We start from the raw sequence: 19,298 nt of genomic DNA, 5'->3' as shown, positions 1-19,298 counted from the left end.
AGGTCGCCACCGGTCAGGAACTCCGTACCGCCCAGTACTGGGCCGACCAGGTCCGTGGCACCGTCCGCTTCGCCGACGCCGTGAACACCCTCGCCACCGAAGGCGTCACCTCTTCCCTGGAGATCGGTCCCGACGGGATCCTCTCCGCCCTCGCCGAAGGCGCCGTCCCCGCCCTGCGTCGCGGCCGCGACGAGGTCACCACCCTCCTCGCGGCGGTCGGGACACTGTTCACGCGCGGGGTGCCGGTCGACTGGCGGGCGCTGTACGAGGGCACCGGCGCCCGTCAGGTGCCCCTCCCCACGTACGCCTTCCAGCGCCAGCGCTACTGGCTCGAGCCCCGCACCGCCGACCGCACCACCCCCGCCCTCCCGGCCGCCCCCGCCCCGAGCACCCCCGCCGCCGCCCCCCGCGGCGAACTCGGCAGCCGACTCGCCGCGATGTCCCCCGCCGAGCGGACCCGCGCCGTCACCGACCTGACGTCCGCGCACATCGCCGCCGTCCTCGGCTACGACAAGGGCCGCCGCGCCGACGCCCGGGCGTCCTTCAAGGACCTCGGCTTCGACTCCCTGATGTCCGTCGAGCTCCGCGACCGGCTCGCCACCGCCACCGGCCTGCGCCTCGCCAGCGGCCTCCTCTTCGACCACCCCACCCCCGCCGCGCTCACCGCCCACGTCGAAGCCGAACTCACCGGCGCGGCCGGCGCCGTCGAGGAGTACCTCGCCGCGCCCCTCCAGGACGACGAGCCGATCGCCATCGTCGCCATGGCCTGCCGCTACCCAGGCGGCGTCGCCTCCCCTGAAGACCTGTGGCGCCTCGTCGCCGACGGCACCGACGCCATCTCCGGATTCCCGACCGACCGCGGCTGGGACGACGACCTGTACGACCAGGACGCCGAGCGCTCCGGCAAGAGCTCCGTACGCGAGGGAGGCTTCCTGCACGACGCCGCCCTCTTCGACGCCGGCTTCTTCGGGATCTCGCCCCGCGAGGCGCTCGCCATGGACCCGCAGCAGCGCCTCCTCCTGGAGACCGCCTGGGAGGTCGTCGAGCGCGCCGGCATCGACCCGCACACCCTCAAGGGCAGCCGCACCGGCGTCTTCGTCGGCGCCACCGCCCTCGACTACGGCACGCGCCTGCACGAGGCCCCGCAGAGCGTCGAGGGCCACCTGCTGACCGGCTCCACCAGCAGTGTCATGTCCGGCCGTATCGCCTATCAGCTGGGCCTCGTCGGCCCCGCGCTCACCGTCGACACCGCCTGCTCGTCCTCGCTCGTCGCCCTCCACATGGCCGTACGGTCGCTGCGCCAGGGCGAGACGACCCTCGCCATCGCGGGCGGCGCGACGATCATGTCGGCCCCCGGCATGTTCGTGGAGTTCTCCCGGCAGCGCGGCCTCGCCGCCGACGGGCGCAGCAAGTCCTTCTCCGCCGACGCCGACGGCACCTCCTGGGCCGAGGGCGTGGGCCTGCTCCTCGTCGAGAAGCTCTCCGACGCCCGCCGCCACGGCCACCAGGTCCTCGCCGTCATCCGCGGCACCGCCGTCAACCAGGACGGCGCCTCCAACGGCCTGACCGCCCCCAACGGCCCCTCCCAGGAGCGGGTCATCCGGCAGGCCCTCGCCGACGCCCGGCTCACCCCCGCCGACGTCGACGCCGTCGAGGCGCACGGCACCGGCACCCGCCTCGGCGACCCGATCGAGGCCGAGGCGATCCTCGCCACCTACGGCAGCGACCGAAGCGACCAAGCGCCGGTGTATCTCGGATCGCTCAAGTCGAACATCGGGCACGCGCAGGCCGCGGCCGGTGTCGGCGGCGTCATCAAGATGGTCCAGGCGATCCGCCACGGCGTGCTGCCGCGCAGCCTCCACGTCGGCGAGCCCACCCCCCGCGTCGACTGGACGGCCGGCGACGTCGAGCTGCTCACCGAGGCACGCGACTGGCCGGCCACCGAGCGCGCCCGCCGCGCCGCCGTCTCCTCGTTCGGCATCAGCGGCACCAACGCCCACGTCATCGTCGAGCAGGCGGAGGAGCAGCGGGCGGAGGCCGCTCCGACGGCGCACGCTCCGACTGCGGAGGCGCCGACCGCGGACGCGCCCGCGCAGGACGCATCCGCGCAGGACGCACCCGCCGGGTCCGCCGCATCCGCCGAGGCCGCTCCTTCGAACCGCCCAGAGGGCAACCCCGCGCCCGCCCTCTGGGCACTCTCCGCCCCCGACCGCGCCGCCCTCACCGCCCAGGCCGAGGCGCTCCACGCCCACCTGGAGCGCCGGCCCGAGCTCGGCGCCGCCGACATCGGCTTCTCCCTCGCCACCACCCGGGCCACCTGGTCCGAGCGGGCCGTCGTCACCGGCACGGACGCGGCGGAGCTCCTCGCCGGGCTCGACGCGCTGCGCCGGGACGCCGACGCCCCCCACCTGGTGACCGGCTCCGCCGCCCGCGCGGGCCGCACCGCGTTCCTCTTCACCGGGCAGGGCGCCCAGTACCCGGGCATGGGCCGCGAGCTGTACGAGACGCGGCCCGCGTTCGCCGCCGCGCTCGACGAGGTGTGCGCCGCGCTCGACCCGCACCTCGACCTCGGCCGGCCGCTGCGCGACGTCATGTTCGACGCCGGGACCGATGCCTCCGACGGCACGTCCGACGGCGCCGCCCTCCTCCACGAGACCCGCGCCACGCAGCCCGCCCTGTTCGCCCTGGAGGTCGCCCTCCACCGGCTCCTGGAGGCGCACGGGCTGACCCCCGACGCGGTCGCCGGGCACTCCATCGGCGAACTCGCCGCCGCCCACGTCGCCGGGGTCCTCTCCCTCGACGACGCCGCCGCCCTGGTCGCCGCGCGCGGCCGTCTCATGCAGGCCGCCGTCCCCGGCGGCGCGATGCTCGCGATCCAGGCCGCGGAGGACGAGGTCGCCGAGACCCTCGCCCCGTACGAGGGGCGGCTCGCCGTCGCCGCCGTCAACGGCCCGGACGCCGTCGTCGTCTCCGGCGACGCCGACGCCGCCGACGAGCTCGCCGGACTCTGGCGCGACCACGGCCGCAAGACCCGCCGCCTGACGGTCAGCCACGCCTTCCACTCGCCGCACATGGACACGATCCTCGACGAGTTCCGTACCGTCGCCGAGGGCCTCACCTACCGCGCGCCGCGCCTCCAGGTCGTCTCCACCGTCACCGGCCTGCCCGCCACCGGCGACGACCTCGTCACCGCCGACTACTGGGTGCGGCAGATCCGTCAGGCCGTACGGTTCCTCGACGCCACCCGCACCCTGGAGGAAGAGGGCGTCACCGCCTTCGTCGAGGTCGGCCCCGACGCCGTCCTCACCGCCATGGCCGCAGGATCGTTCCTGGCCGACACCTCCCAGGCCGTCGCCCTCCAGCGGTCCGGCCGCCCCCAGGACGCCACGCTCACCGCCGGCCTCGCCCGCGCCCACACCCTCGGCGCCCCGCTCGACCTCGCGTCGCTCCACCCCGGAGGCGCCCGCGTCGACCTGCCCACGTACGCCTTCCGCCGCAGCCACTACTGGCTCAGGCCCGAGGCCCGCACCGACGCCCGCAGCCTCGGCCTCGACCCGGCGGGACACCCCCTCCTGGCCACCTCCGTCGACCTCGCCGAGCGCGAGGGCCTCGTCCTCACCAGCCGGCTGTCGCTGAGCGGCCACCCGTGGCTCGCCGACCACCGCATCCAGGGCACCGTCCTCGTACCGGCCACCGCCTTCATCGAACTCGCCGCCGCGGCGGGCCGGGCGGCCGGCGCCGAGCACCTCGTCGAGCTCACCCTGGAGGCCCCGCTCGCCCTCCCCGAGCAGCGCGCCGTCCGCCTCCAGGTCGCCGTCTCCGCCCCCGACGGCGCCGACGCCGACGGCACCCGCACCTTCACCGTGTACTCCCGGCCCGAGACCGAGGACGACGAGCAGGGCGCCTGGACCCGGCACGTCTCCGGCGCCCTCGCCGCGACCACCGCCGCCCCCGACGCGCCGTTCTTCGACGAGCTGCGCGAGTGGCCCCCGAGCGACGCCCGCCCGGTGCCGCTGGACGACGCGTACGAGCGGCTCACCGACCTCGGTTACGAGTACGGTCCCGTCTTCCAGGGCCTGCGCGCCCTGTGGCGCGGTGACGACGGCGCCACCAGCTACGCCGACGTCGCCCTCCCCGACGACCAGCACGAGGCCGCCGCCCGCTACGGCATCCACCCCGCGCTGCTCGACGCCGTCCTCCACCCGGTCGTCCTGGACGCCGCCGACCCGGCCGAACCGGACACCATCCGGCTGCCGTTCGCCTGGAGCGGGGTCACCACCCACGCCGTCGGCGCCACCACCGTCCGCGTCCGCATCGAGCGGACCGGCACCGACACCGTGAGCCTGCACCTCGCCGACGCCGCCGGAGCCCCCGTCGCCGCCGTCGACTCGCTGATGCTGCGGCCCGTCGCCAAGGACCGGCTCGCGCCCGTCGCCACCACGGACGGCCTGTTCACCGTCGCCTGGACCGCGCTCACCCCGGCCGGCGGAGCCGCGCCCCGCATCGTCGAATCCGCCGCGCTCACCGACGGCGTCCTCCCGGACCCGGAAGGACTCGACGCCGACGTCCTCCTCGTCCGCGTCACCGCGGAAGGCGCCCACACCGCGGAAGACACCCAGACCGCGGAAGACACCCAGACCGCGGAAGGCGCCCCCACCCCGGACGGCGCGCACACCCCGGCCGCCGCCCACGACACCGCCGCCCGCGCCCTCGCGCTCATCCAGCGCTGGCTCGCCGACGACCGCTTCGACGGCATCCGTCTCGCCTTCGCCACCACCTCGGCCGTCGCCACCGCCGCCGGCGAGCACGTCGACGGCCTGTCCGCCGCCCCCGTCTGGGGCCTGCTGCGCGCCGTCCAGAGCGAACACCCCGACCGGTTCGTCGTCCTGGACCTCGACGGCACCCCCGAGGCCGAGGAGCGGCTGCCCGCCGCCCTCGCCACCGGGGAACCGCAGCTCGCCCTGCGCGGCACCCGCCTGTACGCCCCCCGCCTCACCCGCGACCGGGCCGCCGCCCCCGCCGACGCGCCCCGCATCGACCCGCAGGGCACCGTCCTGGTCACCGGCGGCACCGGCGGCCTCGGCGGCCTCCTCGCCCGCCACCTCGTCACCGGGCACGGCGTACGCCACCTGCTGCTCGCCAGCCGCCGCGGACCCGCCACGCCCGGCGCCGACCGGCTCGCCGACGAACTCGCCGAGCTCGGCGCCCGGGTGACCACGGTCGCCGCCGACGCCGCCGACCCGGACGCCGTCGCCGCCCTCCTGGACGCCGTCGACCCCGCGCACCCGCTCACCGCGGTCGTGCACACCGCCGGCATCGTCGACGACGCCACCGTCGAGTCCCTCACCCCCGACCAGCTCGCGAACGTCCTGCGGCCCAAGGTCGACGCCGCCTGGAACCTGCACGACCAGACCCGGGACCTGGACCTCACCGCCTTCGTCCTGTTCTCCTCCGTCTCCGGCATCACCGGCACCGCGGGACAGGCCAACTACGCCGCCGCCAACACCTACCTCGACGCGCTCGCCGCCCACCGCCACGCCCACGGCCTGGCCGCCACCTCACTGGCCTGGGGCCTGTGGGACTCCAGCCACGGCATGGGCGCCCAGCTCGGCGACGCCGACCTGGCCCGCTGGGCCCGCGCCGGCGTCGACCCGCTCGACCCGGCCACCGGCCTCGCCCTCTTCGACACCGCCCTGCACGGCGGCGACGCCCTCGTCGTCCCCGCCCTCCTCGACCTGGCCCGGCTGCGCGGCGCCGCCGACGGCAACCCGCCCGCCCTGCTGCGCGGCCTGATCCGCCCCCGGCCCGCCGCGCGGGCCGCCCAGGGCGCCACGGCCGGCGCCGCAGGGGGCGGCACAGAGTGGGCCCGCCGCTTCGCCACCCTCTCCGAGGAGGACGGCCGCGCCGCCGCCACCGACCTCGTCCGCGGCATCGTCGCCGGCGTCCTCGGTCACAGCAGCCCCGAGGGCATCGACCCCGAACGCGCCTTCAAGGAGATCGGCTTCGACTCCCTGGCCGGAGTGGAGCTGCGCAACCGGCTCAACACCGCCACCGGACTGCGGCTGCCCGCCACCGCCGTCTTCGACCACCCCTCGCCCGCCGCCCTCGCCGCCTACCTGCACCGGCAGGCCGCGGGCGCCAAGCCCGCCACGGCCGCCCCGGCCCGCCGCACCGCGGCGGCCGCCGACGAGCCCATCGCCATCGTCGGCATGGCCTGCCGCTTCCCCGGCGGCGTCTCCTCGCCCGAGGACCTGTGGCGCCTCGTCGTCGAAGGCACCGACGCCATCAGCGAGTTCCCCGACAACCGGGGCTGGGACCTGGACTCCCTCTACGACCCGGATCCGGAGAAGACCGGCACCTCCTACGTCCGCCACGGCGGCTTCCTCCACGACGCCGACCGGTTCGACCCGGCGTTCTTCGGGATGTCCCCGCGCGAGGCCACCGCCACCGACCCGCAGCAGCGCCTCCTCCTGGAGACCGCCTGGGAGACCTTCGAGAGCGCCGGCATCGACCCGGCCCTCCTGCGCGGCACCAGCACCGGCGTCTTCACCGGCGCCATGTACGACGACTACGCCTCGCGGCTCGCCAAGAGCCCCGAGGAGTTCGAGGGCTTCCTCCTCGCCGGCAACCTCTCCAGCGTCGTCTCCGGCCGCCTCTCCTACACGTACGGCCTCGAAGGCCCGGCCGTCACCGTCGACACCGCCTGCTCCTCCTCCCTGGTCGCCCTCCACCTGGCGGCCAACGCCCTGCGCCAGGGCGAGTGCGACCTCGCGCTCGCCGGCGGCGTCACCGTCATGTCGGGCCCGAGCACCTTCGTGGAGTTCTCCCGCCAGCGCGGCCTCTCCGAGGACGGCCGCTGCCGCTCCTTCTCCGCCGACGCCTCCGGCACCGGCTGGGCCGAGGGCGTGGGCCTCCTCCTCGTCGAGAAGCTGTCCGACGCCCGCCGCAACGGCCACCAGATCCTGGCCGTCATGCGGGGCTCGGCCGTCAACCAGGACGGCGCCTCCAACGGCCTGACCGCGCCCAACGGTCCGGCGCAGGAGCGCGTCATCCGCCAGGCCCTCGCGGGCGCGGGCCTCACCCCCGCCGACGTCGACGCCGTCGAGGCGCACGGCACCGGCACGAGCCTCGGCGACCCGATCGAGGCGCAGGCGCTGCTCGCCACGTACGGCCAGGACCGCCCCGAGGACCGCCCGCTCTACCTCGGCTCCCTCAAGTCGAACATCGGGCACGCGCAGGCCGCGGCCGGTGTCGGCGGCGTCATCAAGATGATCCAGGCGATGCGGCACGCCACCCTGCCGAAGACCCTCCACGCCGAGGACCCCTCCCCCCACATCGACTGGGAGGCCGGCGCGGTCGAGCTGCTCACCGAGGCCAGGGAGTGGCCGGCCACCGGCCGTCCCGCCCGCGCGGCGGTGTCCTCCTTCGGCATCAGCGGCACCAACGCCCACGTCATCCTGGAGCAGGCCCCCGACACCCCGGCCCCCGTCCCGGCCGCGGCCGTTCCGGCCGCCCGGGTCGCCGTCGCCACCGCCGGATCCCCGGCCGCAGAAGCCGCAGTGGCCGCCCCGGCCGACCCGGCCGCCGCCGACAACGGCCTCCTGCCGTGGATCCTCACCGCGAAGGACGAGACCGCCCTGCGCCGCCAGGCCGGCCGCCTGCACCACCACCTCACCGAACACCCGGAACTCGCCCCGGCCGACGTCGGCTTCTCCCTGGCGACCACCCGCGCCACCCTGGAGCACCGCGCCGCCGTCCTCGGCGCCGACCGCACCACCCTCATGGACGGCCTCGCGGCCCTCTCCCGAGGCGAGTCGACGCCCGCCGTGGCCCGTGCGGCCGCCGGACGCCGCGGCAAGACGGCCTTCCTGTTCACCGGACAGGGCAGCCAGCGGCTCGGCATGGGACGCGAGCTGTACGAGTCGTCCCCGGTGTTCCGGCAGGCCCTCGACGAGGTGTGCAGGCACCTCGACACCGAACTGTTCCGGCCCGTCAAGGACGTCCTCTTCGCCCCCGACGGCTCGGCGGACTCGGCGCTGATCGACCAGACCGCCTTCACCCAGTCCGCGCTCTTCGCCATCGAGGTCGCCCTCTTCCGGCTCGCCGAGCACCACGGAATCACCCCCGACTACCTCCTCGGCCACTCCATCGGCGAGGTCACCGCCGCCCACCTCGCCGGAGTCCTCGACCTCGCCGACGCGTGCACGCTCGTCGCCGAACGCGGCCGCCTCATGCAGGCCGCCCGCGAGGGCGGCGCGATGGCCGCGATCCAGGCGGGAGAGGAGGAGGTACGGTCCCTGCTCGCCGACTACGACTACGACTCCGTCGCCGTCGCCGGCGTCAACGGCCCCCGGGCCACCGTCATCTCCGGCGACGAGGAGCTCGTCGAGGAGATCAGGACCGTCTGGCGCATCCGCGGCCGCAAGACCAAGCGGCTGCCCGTCAGCCACGCCTTCCACTCCCCGCACATGGACGAGGTGCTCGACGAGTTCCGGCACGTCGCCGAGGGCCTCACCTACCACGCGCCCCGCATCCCCGTCGTCTCCAACGTCACCGGCGTCCTCGCCACCACCGAACAGCTCACCTCGCCCGACTACTGGGTCGGCCACATCCGCGAGGCGGTCCGCTTCCACGACGGCGTCCGCCACCTCGAGGAACTCGGCGTCACCGACTACCTGGAGATGGGCCCCGACGGCGTCCTCACCGCCATGGCCCAGGAGTGCCTGACCCGCGAGGCCGGCTTCCTCGCCCCGCTGCTCCGGTCCGGCAGGCCCGAGGCCGAGACCGTCGCCACCGCCCTCACCGGCATCGTGCTGCGCGGCACCCGCCCCGACTGGCAGTCGTACTTCCCCGGCGCCCGCCGGGTCGACCTGCCCACGTACGCCTTCGAGAACGCCCGCTACTGGCTGGAGGGATCGGCCACCCCCGGCGACGCCGAGGGCTTCGGCCTCGCCGACGGCGGCCACCCGCTGCTCGGCGCGGCCGTCCGGGTCGCCGACCGCGACGCGTACCTCTTCACCGGCCGCCTCTCCCGCCGCACACACCCCTGGCTGGAGGGCCACGCCGTCCGCGGCACCGTCCTCCTGCCCGCCACCGGCCTCCTCGACCTCGCCTTCCGCGCCGCCGAACAGGTCGACTGCGACCGCGTCGACGAACTGACGCTCGCCGCGCCGCTGATCCTGCCCGAGCGGGGCGCCGTCCAGCTCCAGGTCGTCGTCGGCGAACCCGACGCGACCGGCGGCCGCACCCTCGCCGTCTACGCCCGGCCCGACCAGGGCCGCGGCGACGACACGGACCTGCCGTGGACCCTGCACGCCGAAGGACGCCTCGGCAGCGGCGCCGCCACCCCCGAGGGGCTGCTCGCCTGGCCCCCGGCCGGCGCCGCCGAAGTCGGCCTCGACGGCGTGTACGACCGGCTCGCCACCGCCGGATACGGCTACGAGAACGCCTTCCAGGGGCTGCGCCGCCTCTGGAAGACCGAGGGCGAACTCTTCGCCGAGGTCGTCCTCGACGAGGCCCACCGCGCCGACGCCCCCCGCTTCGGCCTCCACCCGGCCCTCCTCGACGCCGCCCTGCACCCGCTGCTCCCCGGCGTCGCCGAGCCCGAAGGCCCCTCCTGGCTGCCGTTCTCCTGGTCCGGCGTGAGCCTGTACGCCACCGGGGCGACCGTCCTGCGCGTCCGGCTCTCCCTCGACCGGTCCGGCGTCGACTCCCTGCGGGTCGCGCTCACCGTCGCCGACGGCGCGGGCGCACCCGTCGCAGCCGCCGACTCGCTGCTGCTGCGCCCGCTGTCCGAGGAGGCCCTCCGCGAAGCCGGAACGGCCGCCCGCGACGGCCTCTTCGGCCTCGGCTGGACGGCCCTGCCCCCCACCGGCACGGCCACCCCGGCCCGTACCGGCTGGGCGGTGCTCGGACACGGCGACGCGTACGAGGACGTGCCCGCCCTCGCCGCCGCGCTCGACGCGGGCGCCCCGGCACCCGCCGTACTCCTCCTGCCCGCCGCCGCCGACCCGGCCGACACCGCGGGAACGCTGCCCGAGCGGGCCAGGGCCTCCGTCGCCGGAGTCCTCGACACCGTGCAGGGCTGGCTCGCCGACGACCGGCTCTCCGACACCCGGCTCGTCGTCACCACCCGCGGAGCCGTCGCCGTCGGCACCGAGGACGTCACCGACCTGGCCCACGCCGGAGTCTGGGGCCTCCTCAGGTCCGCCCAGACCGAGAACCCCGGCCGCATCGTCCTCGTCGACCTCGACCCCGCCGCCCCCACCGACAGCGGGCTCGACGCCGCCGTCGCCAGCGGCGAACCGCAGGTCGCCGTACGCGGCGGAACCCTCACCGTCCCCCGCCTCACCCGCACCGCCCCCGCGGCCGACACCCAGGCCCCCCGCTGGGACCGGGGCACCGTCCTCGTCACCGGCGCGACCGGAGCCCTCGGCGCCGTCCTCGCCCGGCACCTCGTCACCGAACACGGCGCCCGCCGCCTGCTGCTCCTCAGCCGCCGCGGCCCCGACGCCCCCGGCGCCGCCGAACTCCACACCGAACTGGAGGCGCTCGGAGCCCACGCGGAGACCGTCGCCTGCGACGTCACCGACCGCGACTCCCTGGCCCGCGTCCTCGCCGCCGTCCCGGCCGAACACCCGCTGACCGCCGTCGTGCACACCGCGGGCGTCCTCGACGACGGCGTCGCCGCCCGGCTCACCGCCGACCAGCTGGACAAGGTCCTGCGCCCCAAGGTCGACGCCGCCTGGAACCTCCACGAACTCACCCGCGACCTCGACCTCACCGCCTTCGTCCTCTACTCCTCCGTCGCCGGCCTCATCGGCACCGCGGGCCAGGCCAACTACGCGGCCGGCAACACCTTCCTCGACGCCCTCGCCGCCCACCGCCGCGCCCACGGCCTGCCCGGCATCTCCCTCGCCTGGGGCCTGTGGGCCCAGGCGAGCACGATCTCCGGCAGCCTCGACGAGACCGACCTGCGCCGCCTGGCCCGCGTGGGCCTGCGGCCCCTCGCCTCCCAGGAGGCGATGGCCCTCTTCGACGCGGCCCCCGCCACCGGCGAACCCGTCCTCGCCGTCACCCGCCTCGACACGGCGGTCCTCGGCAGCAGGGGCGACGAACTGCCGCCCGTCCTGCGCGCCCTCGCCGGCCCGGCCAAGCGCCGCACCACCACCGCCGCGAGCGGCGGGACCACCGACGAGGCCTCGCTCGCCCAGCGGCTCGCCGCCCTCGGCCCCGCCGAGCGGGAACGCGCCCTCACCGACCTCGTACGCGCCCAGGTGGCCGGTGTCCTCGGACACGGCGACCCCGGCCGCATCGAGGCCGACCGGGCCTTCCAGGAACTCGGCTTCGACTCCCTCACCGCCGTCGAACTGCGCAACCAGCTCAACCGGGCGACCGGACTGCGGCTGCCGACCACCCTCGTCTTCGACCACCCGTCGCCGCAGGCGCTCGCCGCCCACCTGCTCGGCGAACTGGCCGTCGAGGAGGCCTCGCCGGCCGAACCGGTCCTCGCCCCCCTCGCCGGCCTGGAGGCGGCCATCGCCGTCGCCGCACCGGACCAGGAGGCGCGCGACCTGATCACCGCACGGCTCAAGGAACTGCTCAGGGCGGCCGAGGGCGCCGGCGACCCCGGACGGCCCGAGGACACCGCCGACGACCAGGACCTGGAGACGGCGAGCGACGAGGAGCTCTTCGCGCTCCTGGACGAACTCGAATGACCCGGCGTCCCGCCGGAACACCGGAAGCACCGGAAACACCGGCCACCACCCACCCACTGGCCATCGGACACACCACCCCCGGGGAGCTGAATTCACGTGGCTGACGAGGTACAACTCCGCGAATACCTCAAGAGGGCCATCGCCGACGCCCGAGACGCCCGCAAGCGTCTGCGCGAGGTCGAGGACAAGGAACAGGAGCCGATCGCCATCGTCTCCATGGCCTGCCGCTACCCGGGAGGCGTCTCGTCCCCCGAGGACCTGTGGCAGCTGGTGGCCGACGGGGTCGACGCCGTCTCCGACTTCCCCACCGACCGCGGCTGGGACCTGGAGACCCTCTACAACCCGGACCCGGAGCAGGTCGGCACCTCGTACTCCCGCGAAGGCGGCTTCCTCTACGACGCCGACCTCTTCGACCCCGAGCTGTTCGGCATGTCCCCCCGCGAGGCCCTCGCCGCCGACCCGCAGCAGCGCCTCCTCCTGGAGACCGCCTGGGAGACCTTCGAGCGGGCCGGCATCGACCCGGTCTCGCTCAAGGGCACCAGGACCGGGGTGTTCGCCGGCGTCATGTACAACGACTACGGCTCACGCCCCCACCTCCCGCCGGAGGGCTTCGAGGGCTACCTCTTCAGCGGCAGCGCCGGCTCCATCGCCTCCGGCCGCCTCTCCTACACGTACGGCCTCGAAGGCCCGGCCGTCACCGTCGACACCGCCTGCTCCTCCTCGCTCGTCGCCCTCCACCTGGCGGCCAACGCCCTGCGGCGCGGCGAGTGCGACCTGGCCCTCGCCGGCGGGGTCACCGTCATGTCGACGCCGGTCGCCTTCGTCGAGTTCTCCCGCCTGCGCGGGCTCGCCGCCGACGGCCGCAGCAAGTCCTTCTCCGCCGACGCCGACGGCACCGGCTGGGCCGAGGGCGTGGGCCTCCTCCTCGTCGAGAAGCTGTCCGACGCCCGGCGCAACGGCCACCAGGTCCTCGCCGTCATGCGGGGCTCGGCCGTCAACCAGGACGGTGCCTCCAACGGCCTGACCGCGCCCAACGGTCCGGCGCAGGAGCGCGTCATCCGCCAGGCCCTCGCCGGCGCCGGCCTCACCCCCGCCGACATCGACGCCGTCGAGGCGCACGGTACGGGGACGCGGCTCGGCGACCCGATCGAGGCGCAGGCGCTGCTCGCCACCTACGGCCAGGACCGCCCCGAGGACCGCCCGCTCTACCTGGGCTCCCTCAAGTCGAACATCGCCCACGCCCAGGCAGCGGCCGGTGTCGGCGGCATCATCAAGATGATCCAGGCCATGGACCACGGCGTGCTGCCCCGCACCCTGCACATCGACGAGCCGACCACCCACGTCGACTGGGACGCGGGCGCCGTCTCCCTCCTCCACGAGGCCAGGCCGTGGCCGGAGACCGGCGCCCCGCGCCGCGCCGCCGTCTCCTCGTTCGGCTTCGGCGGCACCAACGCGCACGTGATCATCGAGGAGGCGCCGGCCGAGGAGGCCCCGGCGGAGTCCGCCGAGCGGACCCCGGAGGCGACGGCCGAGTCGACGGGGAAGGTCACCCCGGGGGCGAGTGCGGGGGCGACGGCCCTCCCGGTCGTGCCGTGGACCGTGTCCGGCAAGACGGCGGACGCGCTCCGCGACCAGGCCCGGCGGCTCTACGCCCGGCTGACGGCCGACCTCGGCGTGTCCCCCCTCGACGTCGGCTTCTCCCTCGCGACCGGCCGTGCGTCGCTCGACCACCGCGCCGTGGTGACCGGCCGCGACCGGGCCGAACTCCTCGCGGGCGTGAAGGCGCTCGCCGAGGGCGGTACGGCTCCGGGCCTGGTGCGCGGCGAACGCGCGGGCGGCCGGCTCGGCTTCCTCTTCACCGGCCAGGGCGCCCAGCGCCCCGGCATGGCACAGGAGCTCCACGCCGCCTTCCCCGTCTTCGCCTCCGCCTTCGACGAGGCGGCCCGCCTCCTGGACGCGGGTCTTGGCGGCTCCGTCCGTGAGGTGATCACCTCGGGTGAGGGTCTGGACGAGACGGGGTGGACGCAGCCGGCGCTGTTCGCGGTCGAGGTCGCTCTGTTCCGTCTGGTCGAGTCGTGGGGTGTGAAGCCCGATTTCGTGGCCGGTCATTCGATCGGTGAGATCGCGGCGGCGCATGTGGCGGGGGTGTTCTCGCTTGAGGACGCGGTCCGTCTGGTGGTGGCGCGTGCGGGGTTGATGCAGGCGTTGCCGAAGGGCGGCGCGATGGTCGCCGTGCAGGCGACGGAGGACGAGGTCCTGCCGCTCCTCGAAGGCGCTGTGTCGATCGCCGCGGTCAACGGGCCGCAGTCCGTCGTCGTCTCCGGCGAGGAGTCGGCCGTCCTCACGGTGGCTGCGCGCCTGGAGGAGCAGGGCCGCAAGACCAAGCGTCTGACGGTGAGCCACGCCTTCCACTCGCCGCTGATGGACCCGATGCTGGAGGAGTTCAAGGCCGTCGCGTCCGAACTGACGTACGCCTCCCCTCGTATCGCGGTGGTCTCCACGGTGACGGGGAAGCTCGCCACGGGCGAGGATCTGCGATCCGCCCAGTACTGGGCCGACCAGGTGCGCGGCACCGTCCGCTTCGCCGACGCCGTGGAGTCGCTGACCGCCGAGGGCGTCACGTCTTCCCTGGAGATCGGTCCCGACGGGATCCTCTCCGCCCTCGCCGAAGGCGCCGTCCCCGCCCTGCGTCGCGGCCGCGACGAGGTCACCACCCTCCTCGCGGCGGTCGGGACACTGTTCACGCGCGGGGTGCCGGTCGACTGGCGGGCGCTGTACGAGGGCACCGGCGCCCGGCAGGTGCCCCTCCCCACGTACGCCTTCCAGCGCCAGCGCTACTGGCTCGAATCCCGCCCCGTTCCCGAGACCTTCGGCAACGGCGCCCCCACCACCGGCCACCCCGTCCTGGGCTCGCCCATCACCGTGGCCGGCTTCAACCAGATCCTCTTCACCAGCCGGCTCTCCCTCAAGAGCCACCCGTGGCTCGCCGACCACGTCGTCCTCGGCTCACCCGTCCTCCCCGCCTCCGCCCTCGTCGAACTCGCCATCCACGCGGGCGACCTGATCGGCCACCCGGCCCTCGACGAGCTCAACCTCCAGGTGCCGCTGGTCCTCCCCGAGGAGGGCAACATCCAGATCCAGGTCAGGGCAGGCACCCCGGACGACACCGGACGCCACTGCCTCTGCCTGTACTCCCGTCCCGACGACTTCGACGCGCCGTGGACCATGCACGCCGAGGGCTGGTACCTCACCGAGGAGCCCGAGGTCGCCGCCTCCCTCACCTGGGACGAGAACGCCCCGGGCCGGACCACCGAGATCCAGCTCCCCGACAGCCTCCAGGCCGACGCCGGCCGGTACGGCCTTCACCCCGTCCTGCTCCAGGCCGCCCTGCCCGTCCGTCCCGCCAACCCCGCCGGCGGTACGATCCCGGTCCCCGCGGACTGGTACGGGGTACGGCTCCACGCCACCGGCGCCACCGCCGTCAGGGCCCGTGTCACCGAGATCGACGACGACTCCATCTCGCTCCAGCTGGCCGACGCGGCCGGCGACCTCGTGGTCTCGGTCGAGTCCGTCGTCTTCCGCGACATGCCCACCGAGCAGTTCAGGGCAGCCGTCGGCGGCGACAGCACCGGACGCGAGTCGCTCTTCCACGTCGACTGGACCCCCGCCGGCTCCCTGCCCGAGCCCGCCGAGCCGTCCGCCTGGGCCGTCCTGGACCCGGACGGCACCGGCGGCGACCCCGGCCACCCCCGCTACCCGGACCCGGCCGCCGTGGCCACGGCCCTCGCCTCCGGCACCCGCATCGACACCGTGCTCGTTCCGTGGGCCCCCGCCGAACCCGGCGCCGACCAGGCCGCCGCCACCGGTACCGCCACCCGGAAGGTCCTCGCCCTGGTACGGGAGTGGCTGGCCGACGAGCGTCTGGAGGGGACCCGGCTCGCCGTCGTCACCTCGGGCGCGGTGGCCACCGCCGACGGCGAGGACGTCACCGACCTGCCGGGCGCGGCCGTGTGGGGCCTGCTCCGCTCGGCCCAGTCGGAGGCCCCGGACCGTATCGCCGTCATCGACACCGGTACGGACACCGACGCTTCCTACGAGCGGCTCGCCGCCCTCGCCCCCGAGCAGCTCACCGCCCTCGCCGCCCTCGCCGCCTCCGGCGAACCGCAGGCCGCCCTCCGCCACGGCACGGTCCTCCTGCCGCGCCTGCGCCGCGTCCCCGTCACCGGCACCCCCGCCGGCCGGGCCCCCGACTGGAAGGCCGGCGGCACCGTCCTCGTCACCGGCGGCACCGGCACCCTCGGCGCCGAGTTCGCCCGCTACCTCGTCGCCGAGCACGGCGCCTCCCGGCTCGTGCTCCTCTCCCGCACCGGAGACCGGGCGGAGCACGTACAGCTGATCCTGGACGACCTGCGGGGCATCGGCGCCCACGTCACCGTCGTCGCCGGTGACGCCGGCGACCGCGGAACCCTGGCCCAGGTCCTCGCCGCCATCCCGGCCGAACACCCTCTGACCGCCGTCGTCCACACCGCGGGCGTCCTCGACAACGGTCTGATACCCGCGCTCACCGACGACCGGCTCGACACCGTCCTGCGGGCCAAGGCGGACGCCGCCTGGCACCTGCACGACCTGACCCGGGACCTGGAGCTCGACGCGTTCGTGCTCTTCTCCTCCACCGTCGGCGTCCTCGGCGGCCCCGGGCAGGCCAACTACGCCGCCGCCAACGCCTTCCTCGACGGCCTCGCCGCCCACCGCCGCGCCCACGGCCTGGCCGCGACCTCCATCGCCTGGGGCCTGTGGCAGCTCGGCGGCATCAACGCGGACCTCTCCGAGGGCGACCTCAACCGCTTCGCCCGGGACGGCTTCCGCCCGATCGCCCGCGTCGAGGGCCTCTCCCTCTTCGACCGGGCCACCGCCGACGGCCGGGCCGCGCTCGTCGCCACCCCGGTCGGCGTCTCCGCCGTCCGGGCCCAGCCCCGGATCCCCGCCCTCCTGACCGAGCTCGCCGCCCTGCCCGGGCGCCGCGTCGCCCAGTCCGGCGGCCTGGCGAACGGCCCGGCCGTCGACCAGGCGGCCGAACTCACCGCCCGCCTCGCCGACCTCAGCGAGGTCGAGCGGGACCAGCTGCTCCTCACCCTCGTGCTGACCGACGTGGCCGCCGTCCTGGGCCGCAGCGACGCCGAGACCATCGCCCCCGAACGGGCCTTCCAGGACCTGGGCTTCGACTCGCTCACCGCGGTCGACCTGCGCAACCGGATCGGCACCGCCACCGGCGTCAAACTGCCCGCCACCCTCGTCTTCGACCATCCCACCCCTGCCGCCCTCGTCGCCTATCTGCGGGACTGCCTCGTCCCGCAGGCCCCGGACCCCGGCCAGGCGCTCCTCGACGAACTGGACCAGGTGGAACGGAAGCTGGCCGCGGTCTCCAAGGACGACGCCGACCGGTCCGCCGTCTCCGCCCGCCTGCGGGCGCTGCTCTCCCAGATCGAGGGGACGGACGGGACGGCGTCGGCCGCGGAGCCCGAGGCCGACGCGTCCGACGCCATCGAGTCGGCCTCGGTCGACGAACTCTTCAGCCTCATCGACAACCAACTCGGCCGCTAGAGCCCCGCCCCAGCCCGGGAAGCCGGGCCGTCCGGAGGACCCCCTTCCCACCGGACGGCCCGGCCCCCGCCACGCGGCAGGCCCCCGCCCCTCAGCCGTCCCGCCAGTCAGCCGTCGCCACTCCGCCTTCGCCCGAGGAGAGCACGAACCCGATGTCCAACCCGTCGAACGAAGAGAAGCTGGTCGAGTACCTGAAGCGGGTCACCGTCGACCTGCAGAAGGCGAACCGAAAGATCGCCGAGCTCGAGGCGGCCGAGTCGGAGCCGATCGCCGTCGTCGGCATGGCCTGCCGGTTCCCCGGCGGCGTCGCCTCGCCCGAGGACCTGTGGCAGCTGGTCGCCGACGGCACCGACGCCATCACCGACTTCCCCACCGACCGCGGCTGGGACCTGGAGCGCCTCTACGACCCCGACCCGGGCCGCCCCGGCACCTCGTACACCCGCCAGGCGGGCTTCCTGCACGACGCCGCCCTCTTCGACGCCGGCTTCTTCGGGATCTCGCCCCGCGAGGCCCTCTCCATGGACCCGCAGCAGCGCCTCCTCCTGGAGACCTCCTGGGAGGCGCTCGAACAGGCCGGCATCGATCCCGAGACCCTGCGCGGCAGCCGCACCGGCGTCTTCGCGGGCATCATCGAGCAGAGCTACCTGGGCCTGGAAGGCCCCGAGGAGTTCGAGGGCTACCTGCTGACCAGCAAGCTCAGCAGCGTCGCCTCCGGCCGCATCTCCTACAGCCTCGGCCTGGAGGGCCCGGCGGTCTCCGTCGACACCGCCTGCTCCTCCTCGCTCGTCGCCCTCCACCTGGCGGTCCAGTCGCTCCGCTCCGGCGAGTCCGACCTCGCCCTGGCCGGCGGCGTCACGGTGACCGCGACCCCCGGCGGGTTCGTCGACTTCTCCCGGCAGAGCGGCCTGGCCCCCGACGGCCGCATCAAGTCCTTCTCCGCCGAAGCGGACGGCACCTCCTGGTCCGAGGGCGTCGGCATGCTCCTCGTCGAGAAGCTGTCCGACGCCCGCCGCAACGGCCACCGCGTCCTCGCCGTGATCCGCGGCTCGGCCGTCAACCAGGACGGCGCGTCGAACGGCCTCACCGCCCCCAACGGCCCCTCCCAGGAGCGGGTCATCCGTCAGGCCCTCGCCGACGCGGGCCTGACCGCCGCCGACGTCGACGTCGTGGAGGCGCACGGTACGGGGACGCGGCTCGGCGACCCGATCGAGGCGCGGGCCCTGCTCGCCACGTACGGCCAGGGCCGCCCCGAGGACCGCCCGCTCTACCTGGGCTCCCTCAAGTCGAACATCGGGCACACCGTCGCCGCCGCCGGTGTCGGCGGCGTCATCAAGATGATCCAGGCCATCGACCACGGCGTGCTGCCCCGCACCCTGCACGTGGAGACGCCCACGCCGATGGCCGACTGGGACTCCGGCGCCGTCGAACTGCTCACCGAGGCCCGCGACTGGCCGGCCACCGAGCGCGCCCGCCGCGCCGCCGTCTCCGCCTTCGGCGTCAGCGGCACCAACGCCCACGTGATCATCGAGCAGCCGCCCGCCGACACGGCGGCGGACTCCCCGGCCGACACGACGAAGGCGGGGGAGACCCCGGCGACGCCGGTCGCCCTGTCCGCCCCGTCCGCCCTGCCCGTCGTGCCCTGGCTGATCTCCGGCAGGACGGAGGCGGCCCTGCGGGACCAGGCCCGCCGCCTGTACGACCACGTCTCCGACGAGGCCGCCGCCCTCACCCCCCTCGACGTCGGCTTCTCCCTCGCGACGGGCCGCGCGTCCCTCGACCACCGCGCCGTGGTGACCGGCAGCGACCGGGCCGAACTCCTGGAGGGCGTGAAGGCGCTCGCCGAGGGCGGTACGGCTCCGGGCCTGGTGCGCGGCGAACGCGCGGGCGGCCGGCTCGGCTTCCTCTTCACGGGTCAGGGTGCGCAGCGGGTCGGGATGGCGCAGGAGTTGTACGCGTCGTTTCCGGCGTTCGCGGCGGCGT

General features: G+C 75.4%; 2 protein-coding genes and 1 pseudogene. All 3 read left to right on the top strand.

What is annotated here, in order from left to right:
• On the top strand, window positions 1-11,717 hold an 11,717-nt coding region (locus ACIA8N_RS36305; RefSeq protein WP_399416892.1), incomplete at its 5' end, for an SDR family NAD(P)-dependent oxidoreductase.
• A gap of 114 nt (window positions 11,718-11,831) precedes the next feature.
• A pseudogene (locus tag ACIA8N_RS36300) lies at window positions 11,832-17,318 on the top strand (SDR family NAD(P)-dependent oxidoreductase); the annotation flags it as partial.
• Between the two features lie 179 nt (window positions 17,319-17,497).
• Window positions 17,498-19,298: type I polyketide synthase (locus ACIA8N_RS36295; protein ID WP_399416893.1), on the top strand; the 1,801-nt coding region annotated here is incomplete at its 3' end.

The organism is Streptomyces sp. NPDC051822 (assembly GCF_044452745.1).
GTDB lineage: Bacteria > Actinomycetota > Actinomycetes > Streptomycetales > Streptomycetaceae > Streptomyces.
Note: the sequence above shows the minus strand (reverse complement) of the source record. Positions and strands in the feature narration are given on the sequence as shown.